The 23,192-nt window shown below is 35.2% G+C and carries 24 protein-coding genes, 2 tRNA genes and 2 pseudogenes; 19 read left to right on the forward strand and 9 right to left on the reverse strand.

Annotation, left to right across the window (positions count from 1 at the left end):
• Position 1: 1 nt before the first annotated feature.
• Genes AAGD51_RS00210 through mdh form a run of 3 tightly spaced genes read left to right on the forward strand, consistent with a single transcriptional unit; the run spans position 2 to position 2,027 of the window.
• The gene (locus AAGD51_RS00210; RefSeq protein WP_006279574.1) at positions 2 to 508 is read left to right on the forward strand and encodes a NuoB/complex I 20 kDa subunit family protein; all 507 of its coding nucleotides are present in this window, start codon (positions 2 to 4) and stop codon (positions 506 to 508) included.
• Entirely contained in the window at positions 501 to 1,073 is a 573-nt protein-coding gene (locus AAGD51_RS00215) for an NADH-quinone oxidoreductase subunit C (protein WP_006279573.1), read from the forward strand. The genes AAGD51_RS00210 and AAGD51_RS00215 overlap by 8 nt, the downstream gene beginning before the upstream one ends.
• A 3-nt stretch (positions 1,074 to 1,076) precedes the next feature.
• Positions 1,077 to 2,027: a malate dehydrogenase gene (gene mdh, locus AAGD51_RS00220; RefSeq protein ID WP_236514358.1), complete on the forward strand. Its 951-nt coding sequence runs from the start codon at positions 1,077 to 1,079 to the stop codon at positions 2,025 to 2,027.
• A gap of 27 nt (positions 2,028 to 2,054) precedes the next feature.
• Here mdh and AAGD51_RS00225 read toward each other — a convergent pair whose 3' ends face one another.
• The 3 genes from AAGD51_RS00225 to AAGD51_RS00235 are packed head-to-tail and all read right to left on the reverse strand — an operon-like array spanning position 2,055 to position 3,917.
• Positions 2,055 to 2,822: a TatD family hydrolase gene (locus AAGD51_RS00225; RefSeq protein WP_010082353.1), complete on the reverse strand. Its 768-nt coding sequence runs from the start codon at positions 2,820 to 2,822 to the stop codon at positions 2,055 to 2,057.
• Complete coding sequence (locus tag AAGD51_RS00230; protein WP_007548581.1) at positions 2,819 to 3,265, reverse strand: RNA pyrophosphohydrolase; 447 nt, start codon at positions 3,263 to 3,265, stop codon at positions 2,819 to 2,821. Before AAGD51_RS00230 ends, AAGD51_RS00225 begins: the two co-directional genes overlap by 4 nt.
• 34 nt (positions 3,266 to 3,299) lie before the next feature.
• Complete coding sequence (locus tag AAGD51_RS00235; RefSeq protein WP_022626414.1) at positions 3,300 to 3,917, reverse strand: AAA family ATPase; 618 nt, start codon at positions 3,915 to 3,917, stop codon at positions 3,300 to 3,302.
• Between the two features lie 179 nt (positions 3,918 to 4,096).
• Between AAGD51_RS00235 and rsfS the strand changes: the two genes are divergently transcribed.
• The 4 genes and pseudogenes from rsfS to AAGD51_RS00255 all read left to right on the forward strand — a co-directional run bounded on the left by rsfS (position 4,097) and on the right by AAGD51_RS00255 (position 7,449).
• Entirely contained in the window at positions 4,097 to 4,414 is a 318-nt protein-coding gene (gene rsfS, locus AAGD51_RS00240) for a ribosome silencing factor (RefSeq protein WP_006279567.1), read from the forward strand.
• The gene (locus AAGD51_RS00245) at positions 4,405 to 4,644 is read left to right on the forward strand and encodes a hypothetical protein (protein ID WP_049973599.1); all 240 of its coding nucleotides are present in this window, start codon (positions 4,405 to 4,407) and stop codon (positions 4,642 to 4,644) included. Before rsfS ends, AAGD51_RS00245 begins: the two co-directional genes overlap by 10 nt.
• Before the next feature lies 1 nt (position 4,645).
• Positions 4,646 to 5,896: a tyrosine--tRNA ligase gene (gene tyrS, locus AAGD51_RS00250; RefSeq protein ID WP_007548582.1), complete on the forward strand. Its 1,251-nt coding sequence runs from the start codon at positions 4,646 to 4,648 to the stop codon at positions 5,894 to 5,896.
• Between the two features lie 730 nt (positions 5,897 to 6,626).
• Positions 6,627 to 7,449 (forward strand): annotated as a pseudogene (locus AAGD51_RS00255) (IS5 family transposase).
• Positions 7,450 to 7,462: 13 nt separating this feature from the next.
• On the opposite strand, the pseudogene AAGD51_RS00260 reads toward AAGD51_RS00255, so the two are convergent.
• Positions 7,463 to 7,728 (reverse strand): annotated as a pseudogene (locus tag AAGD51_RS00260) (IS4 family transposase); the annotation flags it as partial.
• A gap of 145 nt (positions 7,729 to 7,873) precedes the next feature.
• Here AAGD51_RS00260 and AAGD51_RS00265 point away from each other — a divergent pair.
• From AAGD51_RS00265 to AAGD51_RS00280, 4 genes are all read left to right on the forward strand, one after another.
• Positions 7,874 to 8,017: a hypothetical protein gene (locus AAGD51_RS00265; RefSeq protein ID WP_236514430.1), complete on the forward strand. Its 144-nt coding sequence runs from the start codon at positions 7,874 to 7,876 to the stop codon at positions 8,015 to 8,017.
• Positions 8,018 to 8,049: 32 nt separating this feature from the next.
• A complete protein-coding gene (locus tag AAGD51_RS00270) occupies positions 8,050 to 8,406 on the forward strand; it encodes a hypothetical protein (RefSeq protein ID WP_223823154.1) in 357 nt (118 codons plus the stop codon).
• Between the two features lie 24 nt (positions 8,407 to 8,430).
• Positions 8,431 to 8,733, forward strand: a complete 303-nt coding sequence (locus AAGD51_RS00275) for a hypothetical protein (protein WP_231115838.1) — start codon at positions 8,431 to 8,433, stop codon at positions 8,731 to 8,733.
• 107 nt (positions 8,734 to 8,840) lie between these two features.
• Complete coding sequence (locus tag AAGD51_RS00280; RefSeq protein WP_077188322.1) at positions 8,841 to 10,367, forward strand: acyl-CoA carboxylase subunit beta; 1,527 nt, start codon at positions 8,841 to 8,843, stop codon at positions 10,365 to 10,367.
• Positions 10,368 to 10,420: 53 nt separating this feature from the next.
• Here AAGD51_RS00280 and AAGD51_RS00285 read toward each other — a convergent pair.
• Positions 10,421 to 10,493 (reverse strand) — tRNA-Thr (locus tag AAGD51_RS00285).
• 247 nt (positions 10,494 to 10,740) lie between these two features.
• Here AAGD51_RS00285 and mutM point away from each other — a divergent pair.
• Both mutM and pdxH read left to right on the forward strand, forming a co-directional pair.
• The gene (mutM, locus tag AAGD51_RS00290; RefSeq protein WP_010963068.1) at positions 10,741 to 11,556 is read left to right on the forward strand and encodes a bifunctional DNA-formamidopyrimidine glycosylase/DNA-(apurinic or apyrimidinic site) lyase; all 816 of its coding nucleotides are present in this window, start codon (positions 10,741 to 10,743) and stop codon (positions 11,554 to 11,556) included.
• A gap of 16 nt (positions 11,557 to 11,572) precedes the next feature.
• Positions 11,573 to 12,166 carry a pyridoxamine 5'-phosphate oxidase gene (pdxH, locus tag AAGD51_RS00295; RefSeq protein WP_022626142.1) on the forward strand — a complete coding sequence of 198 codons (594 nt, stop codon included), beginning with the start codon at positions 11,573 to 11,575 and terminating at the stop codon, positions 12,164 to 12,166.
• A 3-nt stretch (positions 12,167 to 12,169) separates the two neighbouring features.
• On the opposite strand, the gene AAGD51_RS00300 is transcribed toward pdxH, so the two are convergent.
• Positions 12,170 to 12,246 (reverse strand) — tRNA-Met (locus AAGD51_RS00300).
• A gap of 62 nt (positions 12,247 to 12,308) precedes the next feature.
• Here AAGD51_RS00300 and AAGD51_RS00305 point away from each other — a divergent pair.
• The 3 genes from AAGD51_RS00305 to AAGD51_RS00315 all read left to right on the forward strand — a co-directional run bounded on the left by AAGD51_RS00305 (position 12,309) and on the right by AAGD51_RS00315 (position 17,180).
• Positions 12,309 to 14,468 (forward strand): ComEC/Rec2 family competence protein, encoded by a 2,160-nt coding sequence (locus AAGD51_RS00305; RefSeq protein ID WP_236514433.1) that lies wholly within the window; start codon positions 12,309 to 12,311, stop codon positions 14,466 to 14,468.
• Between the two features lie 61 nt (positions 14,469 to 14,529).
• Positions 14,530 to 16,215 (forward strand): hypothetical protein, encoded by a 1,686-nt coding sequence (locus AAGD51_RS00310; RefSeq protein ID WP_077188323.1) that lies wholly within the window; start codon positions 14,530 to 14,532, stop codon positions 16,213 to 16,215.
• 71 nt (positions 16,216 to 16,286) lie between these two features.
• Entirely contained in the window at positions 16,287 to 17,180 is an 894-nt protein-coding gene (locus AAGD51_RS00315) for an RluA family pseudouridine synthase (RefSeq protein WP_236515211.1), read from the forward strand.
• A 51-nt stretch (positions 17,181 to 17,231) separates the two neighbouring features.
• Here AAGD51_RS00315 and AAGD51_RS00320 read toward each other — a convergent pair whose 3' ends face one another.
• From AAGD51_RS00320 to AAGD51_RS00330, 3 genes are all read right to left on the reverse strand, one after another.
• Positions 17,232 to 17,435, reverse strand: coding sequence for a hypothetical protein (locus AAGD51_RS00320; RefSeq protein ID WP_236717754.1), 204 nt, complete (start codon positions 17,433 to 17,435; stop codon positions 17,232 to 17,234).
• An 86-nt stretch (positions 17,436 to 17,521) separates the two neighbouring features.
• Complete coding sequence (locus AAGD51_RS00325; RefSeq protein ID WP_341810464.1) at positions 17,522 to 17,842, reverse strand: EndoU domain-containing protein; 321 nt, start codon at positions 17,840 to 17,842, stop codon at positions 17,522 to 17,524.
• A gap of 243 nt (positions 17,843 to 18,085) precedes the next feature.
• Positions 18,086 to 19,273 (reverse strand): phosphoglycerate kinase, encoded by a 1,188-nt coding sequence (locus AAGD51_RS00330; RefSeq protein ID WP_077188326.1) that lies wholly within the window; start codon positions 19,271 to 19,273, stop codon positions 18,086 to 18,088.
• An 829-nt stretch (positions 19,274 to 20,102) separates the two neighbouring features.
• Between AAGD51_RS00330 and AAGD51_RS00335 the strand changes: the two genes are divergently transcribed.
• From AAGD51_RS00335 to AAGD51_RS00345, 3 genes are all read left to right on the forward strand, one after another.
• The gene (locus AAGD51_RS00335) at positions 20,103 to 20,624 is read left to right on the forward strand and encodes a cytochrome b (RefSeq protein WP_077188404.1); all 522 of its coding nucleotides are present in this window, start codon (positions 20,103 to 20,105) and stop codon (positions 20,622 to 20,624) included.
• Between the two features lie 5 nt (positions 20,625 to 20,629).
• Complete coding sequence (locus tag AAGD51_RS00340; RefSeq protein WP_077188405.1) at positions 20,630 to 21,658, forward strand: NAD(P)H-dependent flavin oxidoreductase; 1,029 nt, start codon at positions 20,630 to 20,632, stop codon at positions 21,656 to 21,658.
• Positions 21,659 to 21,781: 123 nt separating this feature from the next.
• Positions 21,782 to 23,182, forward strand: coding sequence for a hypothetical protein (locus AAGD51_RS00345; protein WP_236514436.1), 1,401 nt, complete (start codon positions 21,782 to 21,784; stop codon positions 23,180 to 23,182).
• The last annotated feature ends 10 nt before the right edge of the window (positions 23,183 to 23,192 follow it).

Genomic DNA, 23,192 nt, shown 5'->3' on the forward strand with positions numbered 1-23,192 from the left:
TATGACAAATCAAATTCTATCTAATGATGACTGGGGTCGTTATAAAAAAGAAGGGTTTCTTGTCACTAAATTTGGTGATTTAACAGATTATGTAATGAATTGGGCAAGGTCTGGTTCATTGTGGCCAATGACATTTGGTCTTGCATGTTGCGCAGTTGAGATGATGCATACTGCATCCAGCCGTTATGATCTTGATAGATATGGTATAATGTTTCGTGCAAGCCCACGTCAATCAGATGTGATGATTGTTGCTGGCACACTAACTAATAAAATGGCAGCAGCATTGCGCAAGGTTTATGATCAAATGGCAGACCCGAAGTATGTTATTTCCATGGGAAGTTGTGCAAATGGTGGTGGTTATTACCATTACTCTTATTCAGTAGTTCGAGGCTGTGATAGAATTGTGCCAGTTGACGTGTATGTCCCTGGATGCCCACCAACCGCTGAGGCGTTGCTATATGGAATGCTATGCCTACAAAACAAAATAAAACGGACTCGGAATGGATAAAACTGCAAAGTATATACAAAAAAAGACCAAATGCGAGTGCATTCAAAAAGATGATGGCATTATTGTAATATATTCAACTTTAGATGAAATTGAAAAGTACCTATTCTTTCTACGTGATGATGAAAAGTGTAGGTTTGAACTATTAGTTGATATTTTTGGGGTTGACTATCCAAATAGAGAGAAGCGTTTCGAGCTAATATACAATCTGCTCAGCATTGTGCATAATATTAGAGTACACATAAAGCTTCAGTTATGTGAAAGCGACATGCCTCCAAGTGTAGCGAAGATATTTAGTACGGCTTTGTGGTTTGAGCGTGAAGTGTTTGATATGTATGGAATAGAGTTTTCTGATCACCCTGATTTGCGTAGGATTCTAACAGACTATGGATTCAAAGGTCATCCAATGTTAAAAGATTTCCCTCTCACTGGTTATGAGGAAGTAAGATATGATATAGAGACAAAAAAGGTTGTATATAATCCTATAGATTTACCGCAAGATTTTCGTATGTTTGATAGCTTATCGCCTTGGGAAGGTAAAACCATAAAAGTAAATACAAAGGAGTAGAAAATGACAGTACAAAGAAAAAAAATATCTTTAATCGGTGCAGGAAATATCGGTGGAACTCTCACCCATATGATTGCACTAAGGGAACTCGGTGATGTTGTTTTACTTGATATTAGTGATGGAATACCACAAGGTAAAGCACTCGACATAGCAGAATCATCCCCTATTGATGGATTTGATGTCAATATTACTGGCACAAATAGGTATGAAGATATAAAAAACTCCGATGCAATTATAATAACCGCTGGCATTGCCAGAAAACCAGGAATGAGCAGAGATGACCTCCTGCAAACCAATGCTAAAGTAATGAAGGAGGTTGGCGAAAATATTAAAAAATATTCTCCAAACACGTTTGTAATAGTGGTTACCAACCCTTTGGATGCCATGGTTTCAGTGGTGCATAAATTTTCAAACCTTCCAACTAATATGATTGTTGGCATGGCAGGAGTGCTTGATTCTTCCCGTTTTCGTTACTTTCTTGCAAGTGAGTTAAATATCTCAGTTGAAGATATATCTGCTTTTGTGCTTGGAGGACATGGCGACACTATGGTACCACTAATCAATTGTACTTCAGTTGCTGGAATTCCACTTACTCAAATTATCGATATGGGTCTTATCACACAGAAAAAAGTCGATGAAATAGTTGAACGCACTCGCAATGGCGGTAAAGAAATAGTTGATCTGCTTAAGTCTGGATCTGCATACTACGCTCCTGCATCTTCAGCTATATGCATGTTAGAATCATATTTAAAAGATAAGAGGCGCATATTACCATGTGCTGCTTACCTTAATGGTGAATATGGTGTAGAAGATTTGTTTATTGGTGTTCCTGTAATTATTGGAAAAAACGGAATTGAAAAGATCCTAGAAGTTAAAATGAATGATAGTGAACAAGAAATGTTTAATAAGTCTGTAAACTCGGTGAGAGAGCTGGTGAAATCTTTAGGTTCATAAGCAAATTAATGGTTTTATAGAGCTTCTTTATAGCTCAAACAGCCTAAAAAAGTTGCTTGTGGTTACCTTCGCTACTTGTTCTGGTGACTCATTCCACAACTCTGCCAAACAATCAACAACGTATTTCACCATTGCTGGTTCATTCTTTTTTCCCCTATAAGGCTCAGGTGATAGATATGGTGCATCAGTTTCGACTAAAACACGCTCGCGTGGTACATTTTGTGCAATTTCTCTGAGTAAGCTCGCATTTTTAAAAGTAATAATTCCAGAAAATGAAATATATAACCCCAAATCTATAGATTGATAAGCAAGTTCTTTAGAGGAAGCAAAGCAGTGCATTACTCCACTAAAAGCACCGGCTTTCATTTCTGACCTTAACATATCGATCATCTCATTATCAGCGCTTCTTGTGTGAATAACTAAAGGTAGTCCAGTTATTCTTGACGCTTCTATATGTAATGCAAAACTTTTTTTCTGATTGTCTTTGTTGTCAGATTTATAAAAATCTAACCCGGTTTCACCGATACTAATTACCTTTTGGTTCTTGGTAAATTCAACTAATTCATCAACATGTATACACTCACCGTTTTCTATAGCAGCATCAAGCGGATGTATACCAACAGAGGAGTAGACCTGATCATAGGATGAAGAAATTTTTAATAACTTAGGAACATCGTCAATGCTTACGCATATGTTATGCAAAACCTTTACACCATTTTGCTCTGCCCTTGAAATTACTTTTGGTATTTCATCGTCAGAAAAATAAATCAAGTGGCAATGAGAATCTACTATCATGAGCTTATTGTTGAGGCTTTTATTATAGAAGAAAACTCTTCTATCACTGTTTTATAAACTTCTTTTTTAAATGATATAGCACTGGCTACTAAACTATCTATACCTTGCCAACGCCACTCTTTGAACTCTGGATGACCAGTATAATTAATATCAATGTCCTCATCCTCTCCGCAAAACTTCATTAAGAACCACCTTTGCTTTTGACCAGAATATTTTCCATTCCAGCATATTGGTATAACTTCTTCAGGCAAGTTGTAGTATATCCAATCCTTGCTTTTAGTTATAACCTTTACTTTATTAGTACCAACCTCCTCTAGCAACTCACGTAACGCTGCTTGTTCCAGTTCCTCACCATCATCAACACCTCCTTGTGGCATCTGCCAGTAAGAATCGCTATCAAAGCGTTTTCCAATAAAGGCATGTCCTTGTCTGTTAAATAGCATTATGCCAACACAAGGACGGTACTTATCTTTCTGCTCAACCACGAGTACGCTCTGTTTTTAAATGATTTGTTACAGAAGTTTTAATTAATTTTCCATTTTTTTCTTTCTTCATCTCTTCAACAATTTTCTTTGCAACTTCCTTTGCACTCAAGTTCGAGTTATCAATTTCAAGCGAACCCTCAGGTATAAATAGCCTTTTCCCTTCAATTTTCTTTATAGCAAAATCCGGATCAGTAATTTTATTTTCCTGATATCTCTCTTCTGATTGGACACGTCTTACTAGTTTTTCATTATTACAATGTAATACTACAGAAAAAATTTCCATGTCCATTTTTTTACTTAAATTTACCACTGAGTTATATAATCTTTGGTCATAGGGATCACCCTCTATCAATTCATTTGTAAATATATAATGTTTTGATTTTACGTAGTGTTTTTCCAGTATTGCTAATACATTTTCCCTAACTGCAAAAATTTTTTCCCATAGGTCATCTGGAACTTCAGCGTTTTGTAATTTAACAATATCAAATATAATATTATTGAATAGATTATTGCTTACTATTACTGCACCAATGATTTTACACAGTTCCTTTGCAGTAGTAAACTTACCACTGCCTGGAAAGCCGATTAAGTAGATGAGAGTCTTGCCCATAATGAATACTAGTAAAAAGCTATTTTCAATTATATAAAAAGTATATACATTGTACATGCTAAAAACATGATGATAAAATAGATGCAGGTAATACCTTTAACAAGTAGTTGCGTTGAAAATAGTTCATATTTAGAAATTTTGAGTATATAATTATAAATGAATCATATAACCTGTAAACAATGCTTAGCGATATGGAATCGATAAGAAGTACAATTGAAGAGATAATAGATCAAAATAAAGGTCATGATATAGTAACTTTTGATGTGCAGAATAAAACCGTTATTGCAAAATATATGATTATTGCATCTGGTGATTCAAGCCGTCACGTTAAAGCTTTAGCTGAGCACGTAATAAAAAGCCTCAAGCCACATGATAAAATAGATGTAGAAGGTATGGATGAAGGCAATTGGGTGGTTTTGAATTTTCAAGGCATAATGGTTCACATATTCAGGCCGGAAGTAAGGGAGTATTATAAAATAGAAGAGTTATGGAATTGATTATCCAGATAGCTGGTACACAATTGCACAAACGTTGTAATTTTGAAGGCAACTCCTGCACAGGTAGTGGTGTCATGAAAGTAGCTGACACTGGAATCCAGTTTTTCATGCAATTTCATCGAAAACGTTGTATAGTGTGCTTGTTTATAATTAAGTTCCAGTGTCTGGGCACTGGCTTCTCTATTAGGGTTACCTTCGGCATTAATGACAGGATAGACTGGGGTTTATAAAATGAAACACGCATCTGAATTTTTAAATTTCATCCAAGAAAGAGGGTACCTATACCAATGCACAAACATTGAAGGACTAGATCAATTATTATTGCAGAGCAATTATATAGTTGCATACATTGGGTTTGATTGCACAGCACCAAGTCTTCATGCTGGTCACCTAATTCAGATTATGATGCTCTGTCACCTACAAAAATTTGGTTATAAGCCGATAGTCTTACTTGGAGGTGGCACAACAAAAATTGGTGACCCATCCTTCAAAGATAAAGCAAGAAGCATCTTGCCTGTAGAGAACATCAATCAAAATACATCCAGTATAAGGAGAATATTAGAGAAAATGGTGTCTTTTAATGACAGCAAGACTGGTGCAATGATAGTAAATAACGCAGATTGGTTGGATAACATAAAATACATAGATTTTTTGCGTGATATAGGAGCTTATTTTTCTGTAAATCGTATGCTAAGTTTTGATAGTGTGAAAACCAGGCTGGATAGAGAGCAAACCTTAAGCTTTCTGGAATTTAATTACATGCTATTGCAAGCTTACGACTTTATTGAATTAAACAAAAAATATGATTGTCGTCTGCAGATTGGAGGGTCAGACCAGTGGGGAAATATAGTAAACGGAATTGAACTTGGAAAAAAGTTGAATTTACCTGAGCTATTTGGCCTTACCATGCCTCTTTTATTAAATGCACAAGGAAAAAAAATGGGCAAAACTGAAAGTGGAGCAGTGTGGCTTGATGATAATATGCTAAAGCCTTACGACTACTGGCAATATTTTCGCAACGTTGATGATCAAGATGTTGGACGTTTTTTAAGATTGCTCACTGATGTGCCAATTGATGAGATTAGAAAATTAGAGTCTTTAAAGGATCAAGAAATAAATGAAGCAAAAAAGGTCTTGGCAACAGAAGTGACAAAAATATGTCATGGTGACAAAGAAGCGGAACTTGCACAATTTGCTGCAATTTCTGCTTTTGAGAATGAAGATAGCTCACTACTTCCTGATTACATCATAAAAAAAGAACAAGTTGCAAGCGGCATATCCTTAGTAGACCTACTACATGACACCGGTTTTGAACCTTCAAAAGGCGCTGCAAAGCGTTTAATACAGGGCAACGGATGCAAGATTAATGATAATGTTGTAAACAATATTGATCATGTAATAAATTTCGAAAGCTTTAAAGATCAGCCATTTATAAAATTATCTGCAGGAAAGAAACGCCATATAAAAGTTGTGGTAGATTAGGTCTCGAAGTAAGAAAACAAATTTTATACAAGTGAGAAATTAGATATGGAGCAAATTTTCAAAATTCGAGAATTATGTATAAAACAACTGGAAAGATAGTAGAAAGCGAAATTCTATTATATATAGCTAAAGTGGCTTAGGTTTACCTACAATTTGAAAAACAACAAATTCGTCATTCCGCTACTCATTAGCGGAATCTATACCGCGAATGAATCCATAACTGTACGGACATTGCAATTTGGGCCTACCAGGAGGGCAATGCCTCTTATCCAAGTACCCTCTTCTTGTCATCCCAGTGCTTGACACTGGGATGGCTTTGTTGCATCGCTACTTATGAAAGGCTAACTATAGTTAGGATTATAAGCAACCTATTGAAAATCTTGTTTTTTTGCAATCAATCTGATCAAATTTAAGAATAGTAATTTGTTATTTATATTAATAAATTTAATTCTATTGAAAATAGCTAAAGCATTGAAATTCTTGAATTTTAGCCAGATTAGTGAGTGGTAGTGAAATTTCTTTTACTCAAATTTAGGTATTCACTGACCGTTCTTGTTATAAATACCAGAATAATAAGCTACTGATATTCCCTATCTTTTTTATCTTTAATCCATCATAGCTAGCGATGCAACAAAGCCCACTGGGATCCAGGAATTTTATTAAGTTGGTAAGAGGTTGTCCACAAACCAAGGAATACGTAGTATATAAAGAAAGAATATTGAGGTAAGAGATGAGGAAAAAATATCCAACAGATTTAAGTAAAAGGGAATGGGCAAGAATAGAAAAACACTTCAGAGTATCGTACAAGAAAGGAGGAAGGCCACCAAAATACAGTAAGTGTGAGATAGTAAATGCAATTCTTTATATACTGCGCACAGGATGTCAATGGCGCTATTTACCACACGATTTTCCGCCGTGGAAGGCTGTGCATGAACAGTTTAGAAGATGGAAAAAGCAGGGAATTTTTGAGAAAATGAACTATGATATCACTAAATATAGTAGGTCAAAAATGGGAAGCCGAGCGCATGCATAGTGGACAGTCAATCGGTAAAAACCACGGAAAAAGGGGGGGCAAAGGTTATGATGGTGCGAAAAAGGTAAAGGGGAGAAAAAGACATATAATCACAGATACTCAAGGATTTGTGCTTGGTTGCTATGTAGGAGCTGCAAGCGAAAATGACAGAGATGGGGTGAAGATGGCATTGGACAATATGAAGGAAAAATACAGCAATATTAAGAAAATGTGGGCTGATATGGGATACCAAGGAAAAGATTTAAAGGATTACGTAAAGAGAGAATATGGGATAGATATTGAAATTGTCAAAAGGCCTCCATGTAGGTTTTGGGTGCATAAAGATACACCACTAGAACTATTGCCACAACGGGATCCTGGATTTTCAGTACAGCCGAGAAGGTGGGTGGTAGAGAGGACTTTTGCTTGGATCAATAGAAATAGAAGGCTATCAAAGGAGTACGATTTACTTACAACATCTACTGAAAGTTTCATATATCTGGCTATGAGTAAAGTTATGTTAAGTAGGGAATATGCTTGATTTACTGGTTTGTGGACAACCTCTTAAATTCTTGAAAGCCTGTATGGCAAATCTTATACCTTGCTTTAGAAAAAGCTTGCTTTGAGGGTACATGTCAATGGCTCCATAAGTTCACATTCTATTCCCAAACTTTTTTTAACTAACTTTAAAATCATAGAAAATACTGTCGAAAAAGGAAGTTTTCTTGTTCGTGTAAAACTCAACACAATGGATTTTCTGAAAAGTTTTCGAGTATATTATATTTTTAATTTGTAGAATAAGGTTTTTTCCTTTTTGCATATTTCACCTAAAAAGGACACATTTTAGACTTCTTTGTTGAAATAAAACAGAAACAAAAGTGCTGTCCCTTGCACTCTTTGGATAATTTAATGATAAAAAATTTGGAGAGAAATTTTATACACTATCGCTGATATTTTTCCTTAAGTTGACGCCATTGCCTGAACACTTACCTAATGATGAAGCTATCGAAAACATAGCAAAGAGACTTCAAAAATCTATAGACGATGCAAAAAAGCACAAGGTCATGTTTAGTGTTGATGTATTCCAAGGAGAAAAAAGTCATCAATAATAGATTATTCGATACTGATCTTATACCACCTCATGGAGCAAGATAAAAATGTTACTGAGACTGGAAAAGAAAAACTACGGCCTCTTATGTTAGAAATGTTTAATCTAGTTTCAACAGGCACTGATGTGAGCCAAGAAGTTCGGAGATTATTGCCAGAAGATATACTGAAAGAACGCGGCGAATATTTGTCACGTCTAAAACAAATTGTAAGTGATAGTATTGAAAATGACAAAAAAAAAGGAATTGTAGTAGAAAGAGATAATAAATTTTATTATGTACAGTGTCCAGAAAAAAGTGTGATCACTCCTGCAAAATTTATGAACTCCCCGGAATTTAAGGACTTAGAATATGGTGCATTGCGAATAGGAGAAGGAGATAATCTAATCTGAATAAAAAGCTGGCAATATCATGATATGCAAGGCAAAGTAAAAATGACCTTTAGGGTAGGCGATGAAAAGATCGAAATGATTTTATCTTCTGAAAAAGCTGAAAGTTTTGGTAAAATAATGGTACATATGGATGACAAAAGTTGTGAAATCTTCTCAAAGTACCTAAAAGAGCTAGAAAAAGAACCTCGTATAAGCAAGGTTGTTGAAGCTGCTAAAAGTTTTGCACAAACGAAAAGCAGTGCAGTTAGTCCACCTCTTTCTAATATGAAAAGTGTTGACACATCGCAACATTTTCAAAGTAGTGACCATGAATCACCAGAGCATTAACAATTATCATACATACATTGTTGCATATAGCAATAGTGTATGTGTATAGTTAGTAGGGTTTGTAAACTTAATAAAGTCTACAACTAATTTGAAAACTACTTTATTGTATGCAAGACTTTAAAATACTAGAAAATCTAAAAACCAAAGCACTAGAAGCTGAAAAAGGAGGCGGTTCTGACAGGATTACCAAACAACATGAAAAAGGGAAATTAACTGCTAGAGAAAGGCTCAGTATATTGCTCGATGAAAGTTCTTTTGCAGAATACGATAAATTCGTAAAACATCATGCAAATGATTTTGGCATGCAAAATGCTAATTTTTTAGGTGATGGGGTAGTGATTGGTCATGGTACTATTTATGGCAGAAAAGTTTTTGTTTATTCTCAGGATTTTACTGTCTTTGGTGGTTCACTTGGTGCGTCACATGCAAAAAAAATATGCAAAATTATGGATATGGCAATTAATGCCAGAGTTCCAATTATCGGACTAAATGATTCTGGTGGAGCCAGAATTCAGGAAGGAGTAAATTCTCTTGCTGGTTATGGAGAAATTTTTCAAAGAAACGTAAATGCATCGGGTGTTATACCACAAATTTCTTTAATTATGGGCCCATGTGCAGGAGGTGCAGTTTATTCCCCAGCATTAACTGACTTTACTTTCATGGTGAAAAACAGTTCATATATGTTTATAACCGGGCCAGATGTAGTAAAAAAGGTTACCTACGAAGATGTAAGTTTCGAAGACCTCGGTGGAGCAAAAATTCATACAAGCAAAACAGGAGTAGCGGATTTTGCATTCAATAATGATGTTGAAATGCTGCTAAAAATGCGTGAATTCTTTACTTTCTTACCAGCAAATAATCAAGAATCACCGAAACCTAAATCAACCTGTGATTCAGTTAATGATATTGATGAATCTTTAAATACTCTGATTCCTAGCAATCCTAATACTCCTTATGATATGTATGAACTCATTGAAAAAGTTTGTGATGAAAGGAATTTCTTTGAACTGAAACCTGATTTTGCTCGTAATATCATAACTGGTTTTGGTAGAATTGGAGGAAATACTGTCGGTATTGTTGCAAATCAACCTATGCACCTTGCAGGATGTTTGGATATTGATTCTTCAAGAAAAGCTGCGAGGTTTGTAAGGTTTTGTGACGCATTTAACATTCCGATCATCACACTTATTGATGTTCCAGGATTTTTGCCGGGTACAAATCAAGAATACAATAATATAATACAACACGGAGCGAAACTGCTTTACGCTTACGCTGAAGCGACCGTGCCGAAAATTAGCCTTATCACTAGAAAAGCGTATGGTGGTGCATACATTGTTATGAATTCGAAACATCTAAAAGGTGATATAAATTATGCCTGGCCAACTGCTGAAATAGCTGTGATGGGCCCTGAAAGTGCAGTTGAGATTATATTTCGACACGAAAAAGATCAGCAAACGTTAATTAAAGAATATAAAGAAAAATTTGCTAACCCATTTTTTGCTGCATCATATGGATACATTGATGACATTATAGTGCCAAGTAAAACAAGGTATCACTTTTGTAAAGCATTAGAGCTACTCAAAAACAAGAAGGTAGAAAGGATATGGAAAAAGCATGACAACTTACCTCTGTAACTTTCTTCTAAGCCTTGCTTACAAGTTATGCAATATTATAAGTATAATCAGTGTGCCGTTACCAAGACTCGAACTTGGGACCTCGTCATTACCAATGACGTACTCTACCACCTGAGCTACAACGGCAAGTTTATATATTATGATAATGAATAACACAAAAAAGAATAAGGAAAAAGAAGAGGAGAAAAAAAGATTAGCGAAAGCTTTAAAGCAAAATATTTTGAAAAGAAAAAAGCAGCAACAGAGTAGACAGAGAACCCTTTCAAAACTCGTTTGTGGTGAGGAATTTTTAGGAGAAAGCACCGCAGAATACTCGAATGTATTTGAGAACGACAAAATTACCATCAGAAACTTAAGTTTTGAAGGAGGTATCATGCCAGAACTACCGGAAGTGGAAGTAATCTCTAATTTTTTGCTTGATAAAATTAAAAACAAGCAAATCAGTAATGTTATAGTGAATAATTGGAATTTACGTGCCCCAATAACAAAAAATATTGATGATATGCTAAAGGGCAAAGTCATACGCAACATCAAGCGTAGAGGTAAGTATACCATCTGGAATACAGATGGTAGTGTGGCTGTAATCATACATCTTGGCATGAGCGGAAAGCTTATATATGCTGACCACGATCAAATGCGGAATAAGCATGATCACGTGGTATTTTTATTTTCTGACAATACTTCAATAATTTTTAATGACCCAAGAAGATTTGGATTAGTTATCGTTTTAAATAAAGAACAAGAAACGGATTTTTTTAGCGATTTTGGAATAGAGCCCCTCACGGATGAATTCAGTGGAGACTATTTACAGGAGTTGCTGAAAAACAAAAAAGTGAATATCAAATCAGCGTTAATGGACAATAAATCAATAGTTGGCGTAGGCAACATATATGCTTCTGAGAGCTTGTTTAGAGCCCGTATATCACCACTCAGGTCAGCAAAAAACTTGACCTATAGAGAGTGCGAAAAACTTGCTGCTGAAATAAAAAATACTCTGAGTGATGCAATTGCTGCAGGTGGTTCAACACTGAAAGATTATGCACAGCCATCTGGATCTGCTGGATACTTTCAAAATAACTTTTACGTATATGGTAAAGTTCAAAAACCTTGCAAGATTTGCAATAATATCATAACACTTATACGACAAAATGGCCGTAGCACTTATTTTTGCAACGCGTGCCAGAATTAAGATTTTATTTTTTGATATGATATTTTCACTTGAAAAAGATCCATTTGATTTGTTTTCAAAGTGGTACAAAGCAGTACTTAATTCTCCGTGTGAACAACCAACTGCAATGACGCTAGCAACTTGTAGCAAAGACTGTATTCCATCTGCAAGAGTGGTATTACTAAAGGAATATAGCAAAGAAGGTTTTGTGTTTTTCACTAACGTAAACAGTAAAAAAGGGAAAGAATTGACTGAGAACCCCAAAGCTGCGTTAGTGTTTCATTGGATAGAATTTGCTAGGCAAGTGCGAATTGAAGGAGAGGTTAAACTTCTAAACGATGAAAGAACTGACAAATACTTCTCTTCTCGAGCGCTGGGTAGTCAAATTAGCGCATGGTGCTCAAAACAATCGAGCATTCTGAAAGATTGGCAAGATTTTGAGCAAGCTATAAAATTGAAGGAAAAAGAATTTCACAATACACAAGTTTCTCGTCCTGATTTTTGGGTGGGATTTTGCGTAATCCCAAAAGTAATTGAATTTTGGCAAGAAGGTGAATATAGGAAGCATATTAGATTTAGATACACTCTTGTTGAGGGAAGCGATTGGAAAGTGGAACAACTATATCCTTAAAAATGGTTGCGGGAGTAGGATTTGAACCTACGACCTTCAGGTTATGAGCCTGACGAGCTACCGAGCTGCTCCATCCCGCGTCGTTGCTTATTTAGTTATTATATATACAAATAATGAAAAAAGAAAAATAAAATTTCACCACATGCAAATATCGACACACTTATTAACTTTTCTTGACATAATAGTTAGTTATATACGTAACAATCTGCGCAATGAACAATATAACTTGATACTGTGGTTTCCTGTTTTTCAGTGTGTAGGAATTCTAACCTATTTTTCCCTAAGTTTTGAACCAAGCTGCATATCTATTTTTCTTTTGCTTTTACCCACACTAATTTTGATTGCAATATTGTATAAAAGGTACGCGATATTGTGTATCGCTTTAATTGCAGTGCTCATAGGATTTACAGCTAGTAAATTAAGAACAGCTTTAGTTGATACTCAAATTCTTGATAAAGAGAGATATGTAAAAGATATCGTTGCCACAGTGAAGGATATTAACGACAGGGGCTCATATAAACAATTTCTGCTTTCTGTTGAAAAATCCCCTACTATCTCAAAATCCTCTCCTGTCATCCCAGCGCCCCCTTTTGTCATCCCAGTACTTGACCTTACCCAGAAAAAAAAGATATGGATTCCAGCGTCACGCGCTGGAATGACACCGGATAGAGCTCTAGATAACATCAGAATATCAGTTAGAACCAAAGTGGAAAAAGGCATTAAAATAGGCGATCAAGTAAAATTATCAGCAAAACTCTTCCCTCCAAAAATTGCGCCTTCGGAGTATGCATACGATTTTGCAAGAATAGCATATTACCAGAAAATAAGTGCAACAGGTTTTGCAACAAGCAAAATAACCCTGCACAAAAAGGCTGAAGCAAGGAAATTTCTAGAGTATATAGAATCTTTCCGTCAATACATTTATGAAAACCTGCAGCAAAATATCAAAAAACCACATGTAGACATAATTTCTGCATTACTGATCGGTAAAAAAGACGGCATAGATCAAAAAACTATGGACGCGATACGAGATTCAGGTATAGCACATTTGTTTGCCATATCTGGTTTGCATTTATCATTCGTTGCTGGTCTGTTTTTTGTAGTGTTTCGTAATTTATTCGCAATATCTGAAACTTTGACTCTTAAGTATAACACCAAGAAAATATCTGCATTTCTTACCATTTTGCCAACCACGTTTTATTTGTTGATTACCGGTATGCAAATTTCTGCTCAGCGTGCCTACATCATGGTGATTTTAGTACTCGTTGCAATAATGATAGAGAGAAAATATCGAGGGTTAATAGCAATTGCGTTTGCTGCTGCAGTGATACTTATCATAGAACCAGAAGTAATTTTAAAGCCTGGCTTTCAGATGTCATTTTCTGCTGTTTTGGCACTGGTTGCCAGTTATCAAATTAATGCTAATAAATTGTTCAAAATAAAAATAATGAAATATTTTGTGTCGATAATGATTAGCTCAGTAATAGCAAGTTTAGCAACTGTTCCGTACACGATATACAATTTTAATTATTTTTCAATTAGTGGCATTATCACAAATTTAGTTGCTATACCAATAGTTACATTAATTATTATTCCACTTGGAATAATCTATGTTTTGTTGATTCCTTTCGGTATTGAATGGATTATAGCGCCACTTATAGAACGCCCAATTGACAGCATTTTGTATATAACAAACGCTATCGCTAGTCTTCAGTATTTGGTTATTCCCATTCGCACTTTTCCTGCATCATCAATTATTATAATAACACTTGGTTTATTGTGGCTGTGCTTGTGGGAAAGAAATTGGCGTTTCTTCGGAATTTTCTTTATTGTGCTGGGTATTTGCTTTAGCACCGCATATAAAACCCCCGACATACTAATAAATGCTGATAATGTTGCTGTAAAAGAAAGTGATAACTTACTATATTCTCTCACCAGGAAAAATAGGAACTTTGTTGTCAAAACATGGGCGAAGCAAAATGGGCAGAACCAAATTTTGAATCATAAAAAATACAATAACTCAGATAAAAGGCTAAAGTGTAACGATTATGGCTGCATATATAATAAAGGAAATAATAAATCAGTGTTGCTAGCTTATAAGGAAGAAGATATTCTAGAAAATTGTGATAAAGTTGATTTAATAATTCAATTAAGTGAATTCGACTATTCAGTTTGTAATACTAAAACTATCAAATATGCCAATCTAAAAACATATGGCACACATTCAATTTGGTTAACAAATCGTTACATAAAGATTAATAAAGTGCGCTCTAATAGGCCTTGGCACATGTTGAAAAATTAAGAAACTTGATTTTAAGGTTTGGTTAATGTATACCTAAATAAGTTTAAACTAGAAAAATGTTATGGTTACAGACACTAAAGATCCTTTCAAAGACTATTTTGATTTTTTAGGATTTAGAAAACTTTCTGACCAGCCCAGTAGAATTTTGAGCTCTATAAGAAAGTATTCTGGTACTATATCGATAGCAAGTACCATTGCTACTCTTATAGCATTTACTACCTTTTCTATTCAGCCTGTTATAGTAAGTATTGCTGGATTTGCGTTCACGCCAGCACCTCTTGCCTTTATTCCTCTTGCAGTTTTCTTATTTACTGCTGTTATAAACTTTATAAATACACAAAAAATAAAAGAGAATGAGATAGATAAAAAAGTAGGAAACTATCAAGTTGATGAACAGTACAGCCAGATTGTTCAAGAAGCCGAAAAAATTGAAATTGTAACAAATTTAGATCGTAAGAGGAAAAAGCTTTCAATAGTTTTACCAATTTCTAAGACGCAGAGAAAAATACTAGAAGATATAGAAGCAGAAAATAGAAATAGGATTCTCTTGTTTACAGGATCATATGTATTTGGTGCTATTATAGTAGTTTCAGCAATATCACAATCCATTAATGCTCCAATAATATTAATAGCTTTATTAGTCGCTATTCTTTTATGCATCATATCAACACTTAGCAATCTAATAAGTAATAGCGTGGATCATGAAAATCATACTATTAGAAAACACAGTTCTTTAGGTCTTCTATTTCCATACTGGTCTGGAAAGGGCATGGTTGTATCAGTAGTAGAAAATAAGCTTGGTAAAAGGGAAAATGAACTAATATCTCTAATGAAAAAACTACTTAGTCCGCTTTGCAACTCATTTGACAGTAACCTTAAAAAAGCTTGCGATTTACTTGATAATAGTCTTTTAAAGCCTGCAAATATTAACATTAAAGAAACGCTTGATCACCTAAAAAAAATCAGAGAAGACATCAAAAAAGATTTAGATTGGCTACATGCAGAAATTTCAGAAGTTTTAAACAACACTAAAGAATTGACAAAAAAAGCACATTCACTAGATATTGAAGGTACTTTTTCTAGGTTAGAGAATGCTATTAAAATTGCTGAAGATAAGATTGAACGATTTGAACCAAGCCGCTTTGTAGGCTGGCTTCAATCAACTACGCAGTCTAATAATAACGAGTTCCTTAGCATGCTAAAAAAGTTAAAAGAGGATACAGAAAAGGAAAAAACGGAATTGAAGATGCAATTAAACGTAGTAAGGAATGAATTAGAAGAAATAAAAAAGAAGCAAGCTCAACCAAGTACGCCTGATTTAGAAGCTAACAATGGAAATAATACTAATAAATTATTAGTGTTAGAAAATAAAGTCAAAGAACTACGTGACACAGTTAGAAAGTTAGAGCTGGAAGCAGAACAAAATAAGCTGCAGCAAAAGAAGGAAAAGTTAGAGCAAAAAAAATCTGAACAAGAAAAAACAGATGAATGGAAAGAAAAAATCAATGGCAACCCAAGTGACTTTCTATATTATTTATTAGAATCTATTAAGCTGGAAGAAAAAGATAATAAAGAAAAAAAGGTTGAGGCAACATTACGGGATTTTGATAACAAAATAATAATTCACTGGAAAGATGGCTCTCAAACAATTTGCCATATTAAAAAACAAGGTGATCTTCCTAGTACAAAAGTTGATTTTGTAGATCAAAATATTCAAGCAGCATTTGCAGTAGCTCGCGCGGGGTAGTTGTTATAGACCACTTAGAAGTAACCTTAAGTGTTAATAATGATAAAGAGAAATTAAGGTTAGACACCTATATAGCTGAAAAATGCAACATATCACGCAGCAAAGCGCAAAGATTGATACAAAATGAGCAGGTGAAATTACTTGGCACACCGATAATTAATAATGACTACATAGTAAAACCAGATGAAGAGTATGTGGTGCATCTCGTTCAACCTGACATATCCACATCAATTGAGCCTAATTATGACATAAAACTTGATATCGTCTATGAAGATGAGGACATTATAGTTCTGAGTAAACAAAGTGGATTAACAGTGCACCCAGGTGCTGGGACAAACAATGATACGCTTTTGAACGCAGTTATCGCTCACCTTGATGTAAGACCAGGAATTGTTCATAGACTCGATAAAGATACTAGTGGGCTAATGGTAATTGCAAAAAATGAAGCAGCCCATAGTTTTTTGTCTGAATTGTTATCGAATCGCAAAATAAAGCGGGAATACTTAGCAGTAGTTTGGGGAATATTATCTTCCCAGCAGGGAACTATAGAAACTAACATTGCTCCAAAGCGTGGTAATAAAGAAATGATGTGTGTTACAAAAACAACGGGCAAATTAGCAATCACTCATTACTCAGTAGAGAAAGTTATAGGACAAGCAAGCCTCGTTAAATGCACTTTAGAAACAGGTAGAACGCACCAAATTCGAGTCCACATGAGCCACATAGGACATTCTATAGTTGGTGATCAAGTTTATGGGAAAAATAGTAGTAAAAGCACAAAATATGCTAAAAACTCTAGTTTTATTCGTAATTTCAACAGACAAGCACTACATGCTTATACACTGGGCTTATACCACCCAAAAAGTAAGGAATACATGGAATTTGTCTCTGATTTACCACAAGATATAAAAACTTTAATTGGTGAGTTTGAAAATATACCTAAGAAAGGGTTACCTGATTTTTGAAGTATAAAATCAACGGCATCATTGCTGGTATATATCTTTGGCTAAAATAAATTAAGATTTACTGCAACTACAATAAGTGCTCTTATCATCACATTTTGGTGTTAAGTCAGGATAGAACGTGAGTATAGCATCATTCTTTCTTATAAATACTGATTGATAATTGTCATCCTCCATTTTATACAGGCACATTCCATCTTTTCCCAATTCCTTAAACGCCTTAGTTGCAGAAATTATCGGCATGAAGGTTATATGCATATCCATTTGGGCATTTAACTTTCACTTCTCCATCCTTGCCCAAATATTTCATTCCAAATGTATAAACTGGCGGCTTAATATCTGATTTATTGCACAGGATTCCAGATCGCACCTGCCCATTTATCTTCTTGAGCTTCAACATATCTGCCTACAAAATGCATGCCACCTAATTTATCGTTTGGCTCACCACAAAAAATATGTCCAAACCCTATAGTTTCTTTTTCACTTCCACTATTTGTAAACCAAATGTTAGCCAGTTCATCTTTAAATAGCTCCAAATCCGCATCTGGTGTGACAATTTGATGATCAAGCTCATCATATATTTCTTTCACTACTTCTTGATGCTGCAGACAACTAAGTAAAATTTTGAAATCTTCTCTTATCTGGATGCGCTCCCCAATCTCCACAAACTTTCAACACTCCTCTATCGAAGTCAGTTAATTCTGGAAATGGTGGCTGGTTGTGAACTGAAAAATGGTTCAAAATTATTTTCTTCTACATAGTCAGTGTGAAAATAATGATCCCTAATATAAAAAATAAATCCTATTATTGGTATTATTAAACACAAAATTAGTTTAACTGTCTTCGACATAATCACGTTCACAAAAAAGCTAGCCTATAAGAAATAATTTAAAAAAGTTTTAATCTAATCATTTTTGCAGAGCAGCAACTCCCGGCATTTCATCGCCACTTAACCAATCTAAAAATGCTCCTCCACCAGTGGAAGCATATGTAAAATCCTTATCGGTAAAGCCTGCAGCACTTATTGCAGATAGACTATCGCCTCCCCCTATTATGCTGGTTAACTTTCCTTTGTGCGTTAAGTCACTTACGATTTTCATTACCCCTATTGTACCACTTGCAAAAGCTGAATGTTCAAAAACACCAATAGGTCCATTCCACAGCAGAGTCTTACTGCTTGCTATTATACTGCTTATTGTACTCAAAGTTTGTGGTCCGATATCCAAAATTATATCACCGTCCAAAATGGACTCAGTTCTTCTTGAAATACTAGTGCTGTAATCAGAGTTTACTGCAACCAGAACGTCTTCTGGCACAACTATTTTGCAATTGTTTTTATTTGCTGTTTCAAGAATATTATGCAGAAGGTCGTCAACACCATTTTGAAAGAAAGATTTCCCTATATTTACTTTGCTAAATGACAAAAAATTATTAGCAATTGCACCTCCGAGAACTAGGTAATCAACCTTTTCTGTTAGCTTTATAAGCATTTTTATCTTAGTTGACATTTTGGCTCCCCCAACTATCGCAGTAATAGGTTTAGCTTTAAACGATACAGCTTTTTCAAGATACTTTAGCTCATCTTGCAAGCAAAATCCCGCGTAGGAAGGTAAAAACTCTGTAATGCGTGAAATAGAAGCGTGAGCTCTGTGAGAGCAAGAAAATGCATCATTGACATATGTATCCGCCAGAGATGCTAATTGTCTGGCAAAGTTTGCATCATTCTCCTTTTCACCTTCATAAAATCTTAGATTCTCTAGTAATATTATATCTCCTGCATCCATAGCACTCACTGCTTTTTGCACTTTTTCACCAACGCAATCATCAATGAATTTCACTTTTTTATTTAGTAACTGTGATAAAGTGTCAATTATATTTTTTAGCGACAGATTATTGTCTCTAGCCTTTGGGCGTCCAAAATGCGATATAATAATAATCTTTGCACTCGCATTCACTAAATACTGAATAGTAGGCAATGCTCTCAAAATACGAGTGACGTCACGAATTTCTCCATCTTTTATAGGAACATTGAAATCAACTCTGAGTAAGACGGTTTTATTGTGAAGATCACAATTTTCTATACTAGGTATATTCATTACAAAATTGAAGCTATAAAGTCACTATACAGCAGTTTGATCTAAAGTAAAGTTTTAAGCTTACGAACGTTTAAGGAAATTTGCATGCCAAACGCTTGACACTGGAACCTTATCGTCATGCCATCACGAACCGTCATACCGCCGGGTATCTCTTAGCCGCTAACACGTAGCGGGATACTTGACCTTTACAGGGATGACGATTGTCGTTTAGCCATAAATATTTAAGAAATTTACTAAACAGAAAAAAAGGCAAAAGAAGCCCCGTGGTTGGCTAATTACTTACATTATACTTTCAAGTATGGCGTTTTTTTATTCTAAACGTTTAATAACCGCGATTCAGTTGCTTTTAAGCCGCAACTAATCTAAATTATAAACATTAAGAAATTTACTAAACAGAAAAAAAGGCAAAAGAAACCCTAGGGTAGCTAGTTATTCACTATCCATTTTTTAAGTTGGCGTTTTTTTATGTTTTAAATAGCGCATTTTAGCTTATATTAGGTAAAAACCTAGAAGTTTTATAAAGACATAAGGTGCACATAGTGCAAAAAATTAAACATGAGACGCCAGATACGTTGAGTTTTTTTGTCATTTAATCTGTACAGAGAAGATAAATAAATAGCTTCAGTTTCATGATAAGGGGGCTGGCGAAGGGTGTCAAGTAAGTTTTGCATTTGATCCGTTTCTATGACTTAGATGCCAGTGCCTGCTACTTGACTCTCGGCTGGGTCGAATTTGTATAGCTACATTGTCGGTAAATCTAAATTGCTTTAATAATTTTGATTGAAAAATAGTTTTTCTATTATATAAATGCTACTTTAGGGTAATCAAAATGGAAGACGATAAATATAGCCTAGGTTTAAGAGTTATCCATTGGTTGATGGCTGTTTTTATTATCGGTATGCTTTGCTCTGGACTTTATATGAAAAGCTTACCACTTAGCAATGAAATTAAGTTCAACATATACGCTATTCATAAGGCTTGCGGTATCACTATTCTTGGATTAATCATAGTACGCATATTTTTTCGCGTCTTTACTTATGTTCCACCACTTCCAGCAAATTTTTCTCGGTTTGTAATCAATACAAGTAAAGCAGTGCACTTTGGTTTATATTCTTTAATGGTGCTAATGCCACTATCTGGCTATGTCATGTCTTCTGCTTCTGGCAAACAGATCAAATATTTTTTCCATATCCCTTTGTTGATTAATCAAAACAAAGATCTAGCTAACACGGCTAACGAGCTACATTCGATGCTTGCATATTTTATGGTACTCTTTATAATCTTACATATACTTGGCGCCTTAAAGCACACATTTATAGATAAGCAAAACATTTTTAAACGCATGATATAGGTTATATGTTAAGTAGCCTCTGGAAAAAAGGAACAGATTTTCTTGGCAGTGAGTTTGCGATAATGGGTGGTGCTATGAGCTGGGTTTCAGAGAGAAACTTGGTTTCAGCAATCTCAAACGCTGGTGGTTTTGGTGTGATTGCATGTGGTGCAATGTTCCCAGACTTACTGGAAAAAGAAATCATAGAGACACAAAAATTAACTAACAAGCCATTTGGTGTAAACCTAATTACTATGCACCCAAAGTTGAGTGAGTTGATAGATGTGTGTATTGAAACGAAAGTGAGCCATATAGTGCTTGCCGGTGGACTGCCAACAAAGCCTAATATAGAAAAAATCAAGGGTGCAGGCATTAAAGTTATGTGCTTTGCACCAGCATTAAGCCTTGCGAAAAGGTTAGTAAAAATGGGAGTAGATGCATTGATAATAGAAGGAATGGAAGCAGGTGGGCATATAGGTCCAGTTAGCACTTCTGTTCTTGCACAAGAGATATTGCCTCATTTTAAAAATGAACAAATACCAGTGTTTGTTGCAGGTGGAATAGGAAGAGGTGAAATGATAGTTAATTACCTGGAAATGGGAGCAAGTGGCTGTCAAATAGGTACATTATTTGTCTGCACTAATGAGTCAATTGCCCACAAAAATTTTAAGGAAGTGTTTATTAAATCGGCCGCACGTAATGCAATACCTTCTGTACAGATAAGTGCTGATTTTCCTGTAATTCCTGTAAGAGCTATAGCCAACAAAGCAAGCGATGACTTCATGAAGCGTCAAAAAGAAGTTATTGATGAATACCAAAAGGGACAGATCTCAAAAGAAGATGGGCAGCTTGAAATAGAAAAGTTCTGGGCTGGAGCTTTAAGAAGGGCAGTGATTGAAGGAGATGTTGAAACAGGATCTTTAATGGCCGGCCAAAGTGTTGGCATGGTTGATAGGGAAAAGCCTGTAAAAGAAGTAGTGGATATGTTAGTTCAACAAGCAAAGAATCATATTAATAGCAAATCTGTAGAAGTAGAAAGCCCAGAAAGCAAATAGTTAAGCGACCTTCCAATAAGCAAGTTGCCGCAATTATTTATAATATGGCATAATTGCCCAGTTTTAATGTAAAATTAACGCTAAAGAGGTATCTATACATTTTATTATGTATGGAGGAATGTTATGCACAGTCCCTTTAAAAAACCTAAGAGTAAGGAAGGAGATATTAACCAACAATTGAGCAACACTATATACAAAAAGGTAACAGCAGAAAATTATCAAGAAAATCAAGATGAGACTTCCAAAGAATGCAAAAGGTTGTTCAAGCAGGGAGCTAGTCCTAAAACATTGGCTGAATTGGAAAAAATACTGAGAGAACGACAAAATGAGCAGGCTATTGCAAAACACTTAGAGTCATCCAAGCAAGGAACTAGTCCTGAAGCATTAGCTGAGTTAGAAAAATCAGTGGGGAAAAAAAGAGAACATTATAATAATTATATCCAACACTTTCTTCCAGCGTTGAAAGCAGAAATAACAAAGTCAAAAAAACTAGACTTAAAAAAAAAGGCAGAAATAGTACAAACAATTTTGGATATTACTAACAGGAGCAGCAGTGTAAGCTCAATACCAAATGCTGTTGAAGAAAATATTGAAGATCAAATGCAGCTAAAACATATTGAAGAGCAAAACAACACACAAGAAACACCCTTGAATGTAGCTGAGAAAAAAAGTGGTGATAATAAAATACTTAGTAATTCAGATGTTACAGAGGAAGTGTTTGAAAAATATAGCAAGGTTGTGAAAGAAATAGAGGAGAAGCAAACTTCTAAACTCAGTAGTGGCAATGACTCAGATAGTGGAATAGACTCACCTGGACTGAGTGAAAAAAACTCGATATCACCAATAAATAGTAGAAAAAACAGTTTAACATCAATAGCAAGCACTTCATCTGAGGAAAGTTTAAACTCAACATTGAGCTCTGTTGAAGGAGATAATGGCTTACAACCAGAGGATGAAGGAGAGACAAAATTAGCACACCTAACTAAAACAAGGTCCAAAGGGCCAAGTGGACGAAGATCTCCTTCTAAATATAATAAAAAGATTGAAGATCAAGTTGAGAAAGAGTCACCACAGGTGTCATCCCAGTGCGTGACACTGGGATCCAGAGAAAAAGAAAGTATGGATACAAATAGTCAAACTACTCAGATGACAGGCAGCCAGGCAAAAGATTCAATGCAACCCGAAGAAAAAAGGGACAGAAAAAACGCCATTACAATCGTGCAGAAATTTCCTTTGAATAAGAAAAAGGGTGAAGATACTCCACTTGAAAAACAACCCAATAACAGAAATCTTCACGTTGCATTTGTAGCAGGTTGTGCTCTCTCCACAATAGGGTGCATTGTTGCAGGAGCAATGACATCAGGATTGATAGGAGCAGGACTACTTGCTATGGTTGCAGTGCTTGCTATAGCAGCAGTAGCTGAATTGCATTCAAACTTCCTATCAAGTAAATTAACATCCATTAATGTGAGTCCTCTTGTTGATGATAAGAGCTTACAGCATGTTCGCAGCGGTAAAAATTAAATATGTGTTA

It is taken from the genome of Wolbachia endosymbiont (group A) of Volucella bombylans (assembly GCF_964026965.1).
In the GTDB taxonomy this organism is placed as follows: Bacteria; Pseudomonadota; Alphaproteobacteria; order Rickettsiales; family Anaplasmataceae; genus Wolbachia; species Wolbachia pipientis.

Excerpts from the sequence above, each read along its gene's own strand:
- AAGD51_RS00310 (WP_077188323.1), top strand. The coding sequence starts at position 14,530 with ATGGTTACAGACACTAAAGATCCTTTCAAAGACTATTTTGATTTTTTA.
- AAGD51_RS00230 (WP_007548581.1), bottom strand. The coding sequence starts at position 3,265 with ATGCTATTTAACAGACAAGGACATGCCTTTATTGGAAAACGCTTTGAT.
- AAGD51_RS00225 (WP_010082353.1), bottom strand. The coding sequence starts at position 2,822 with ATGATAGTAGATTCTCATTGCCACTTGATTTATTTTTCTGACGATGAA.
- rsfS (WP_006279567.1), top strand. The coding sequence starts at position 4,097 with ATGCTTAGCGATATGGAATCGATAAGAAGTACAATTGAAGAGATAATA.
- mdh (WP_236514358.1), top strand. The coding sequence starts at position 1,077 with ATGACAGTACAAAGAAAAAAAATATCTTTAATCGGTGCAGGAAATATC.
- AAGD51_RS00280 (WP_077188322.1), top strand. The coding sequence starts at position 8,841 with ATGCAAGACTTTAAAATACTAGAAAATCTAAAAACCAAAGCACTAGAA.
- AAGD51_RS00340 (WP_077188405.1), top strand. The coding sequence starts at position 20,630 with ATGTTAAGTAGCCTCTGGAAAAAAGGAACAGATTTTCTTGGCAGTGAG.
- AAGD51_RS00235 (WP_022626414.1), bottom strand. The coding sequence starts at position 3,917 with ATGGGCAAGACTCTCATCTACTTAATCGGCTTTCCAGGCAGTGGTAAG.
- AAGD51_RS00270 (WP_223823154.1), top strand. The coding sequence starts at position 8,050 with ATGGAGCAAGATAAAAATGTTACTGAGACTGGAAAAGAAAAACTACGG.
- AAGD51_RS00320 (WP_236717754.1), bottom strand. The coding sequence starts at position 17,435 with ATGCATATAACCTTCATGCCGATAATTTCTGCAACTAAGGCGTTTAAG.
- AAGD51_RS00305 (WP_236514433.1), top strand. The coding sequence starts at position 12,309 with ATGCAAATATCGACACACTTATTAACTTTTCTTGACATAATAGTTAGT.
- mutM (WP_010963068.1), top strand. The coding sequence starts at position 10,741 with ATGCCAGAACTACCGGAAGTGGAAGTAATCTCTAATTTTTTGCTTGAT.
- AAGD51_RS00245 (WP_049973599.1), top strand. The coding sequence starts at position 4,405 with ATGGAATTGATTATCCAGATAGCTGGTACACAATTGCACAAACGTTGT.
- AAGD51_RS00335 (WP_077188404.1), top strand. The coding sequence starts at position 20,103 with ATGGAAGACGATAAATATAGCCTAGGTTTAAGAGTTATCCATTGGTTG.
- tyrS (WP_007548582.1), top strand. The coding sequence starts at position 4,646 with ATGAAACACGCATCTGAATTTTTAAATTTCATCCAAGAAAGAGGGTAC.
- AAGD51_RS00275 (WP_231115838.1), top strand. The coding sequence starts at position 8,431 with ATGCAAGGCAAAGTAAAAATGACCTTTAGGGTAGGCGATGAAAAGATC.
- AAGD51_RS00215 (WP_006279573.1), top strand. The coding sequence starts at position 501 with ATGGATAAAACTGCAAAGTATATACAAAAAAAGACCAAATGCGAGTGC.
- AAGD51_RS00330 (WP_077188326.1), bottom strand. The coding sequence starts at position 19,273 with ATGAATATACCTAGTATAGAAAATTGTGATCTTCACAATAAAACCGTC.
- AAGD51_RS00345 (WP_236514436.1), top strand. The coding sequence starts at position 21,782 with ATGCACAGTCCCTTTAAAAAACCTAAGAGTAAGGAAGGAGATATTAAC.
- AAGD51_RS00210 (WP_006279574.1), top strand. The coding sequence starts at position 2 with ATGACAAATCAAATTCTATCTAATGATGACTGGGGTCGTTATAAAAAA.
- pdxH (WP_022626142.1), top strand. The coding sequence starts at position 11,573 with ATGATATTTTCACTTGAAAAAGATCCATTTGATTTGTTTTCAAAGTGG.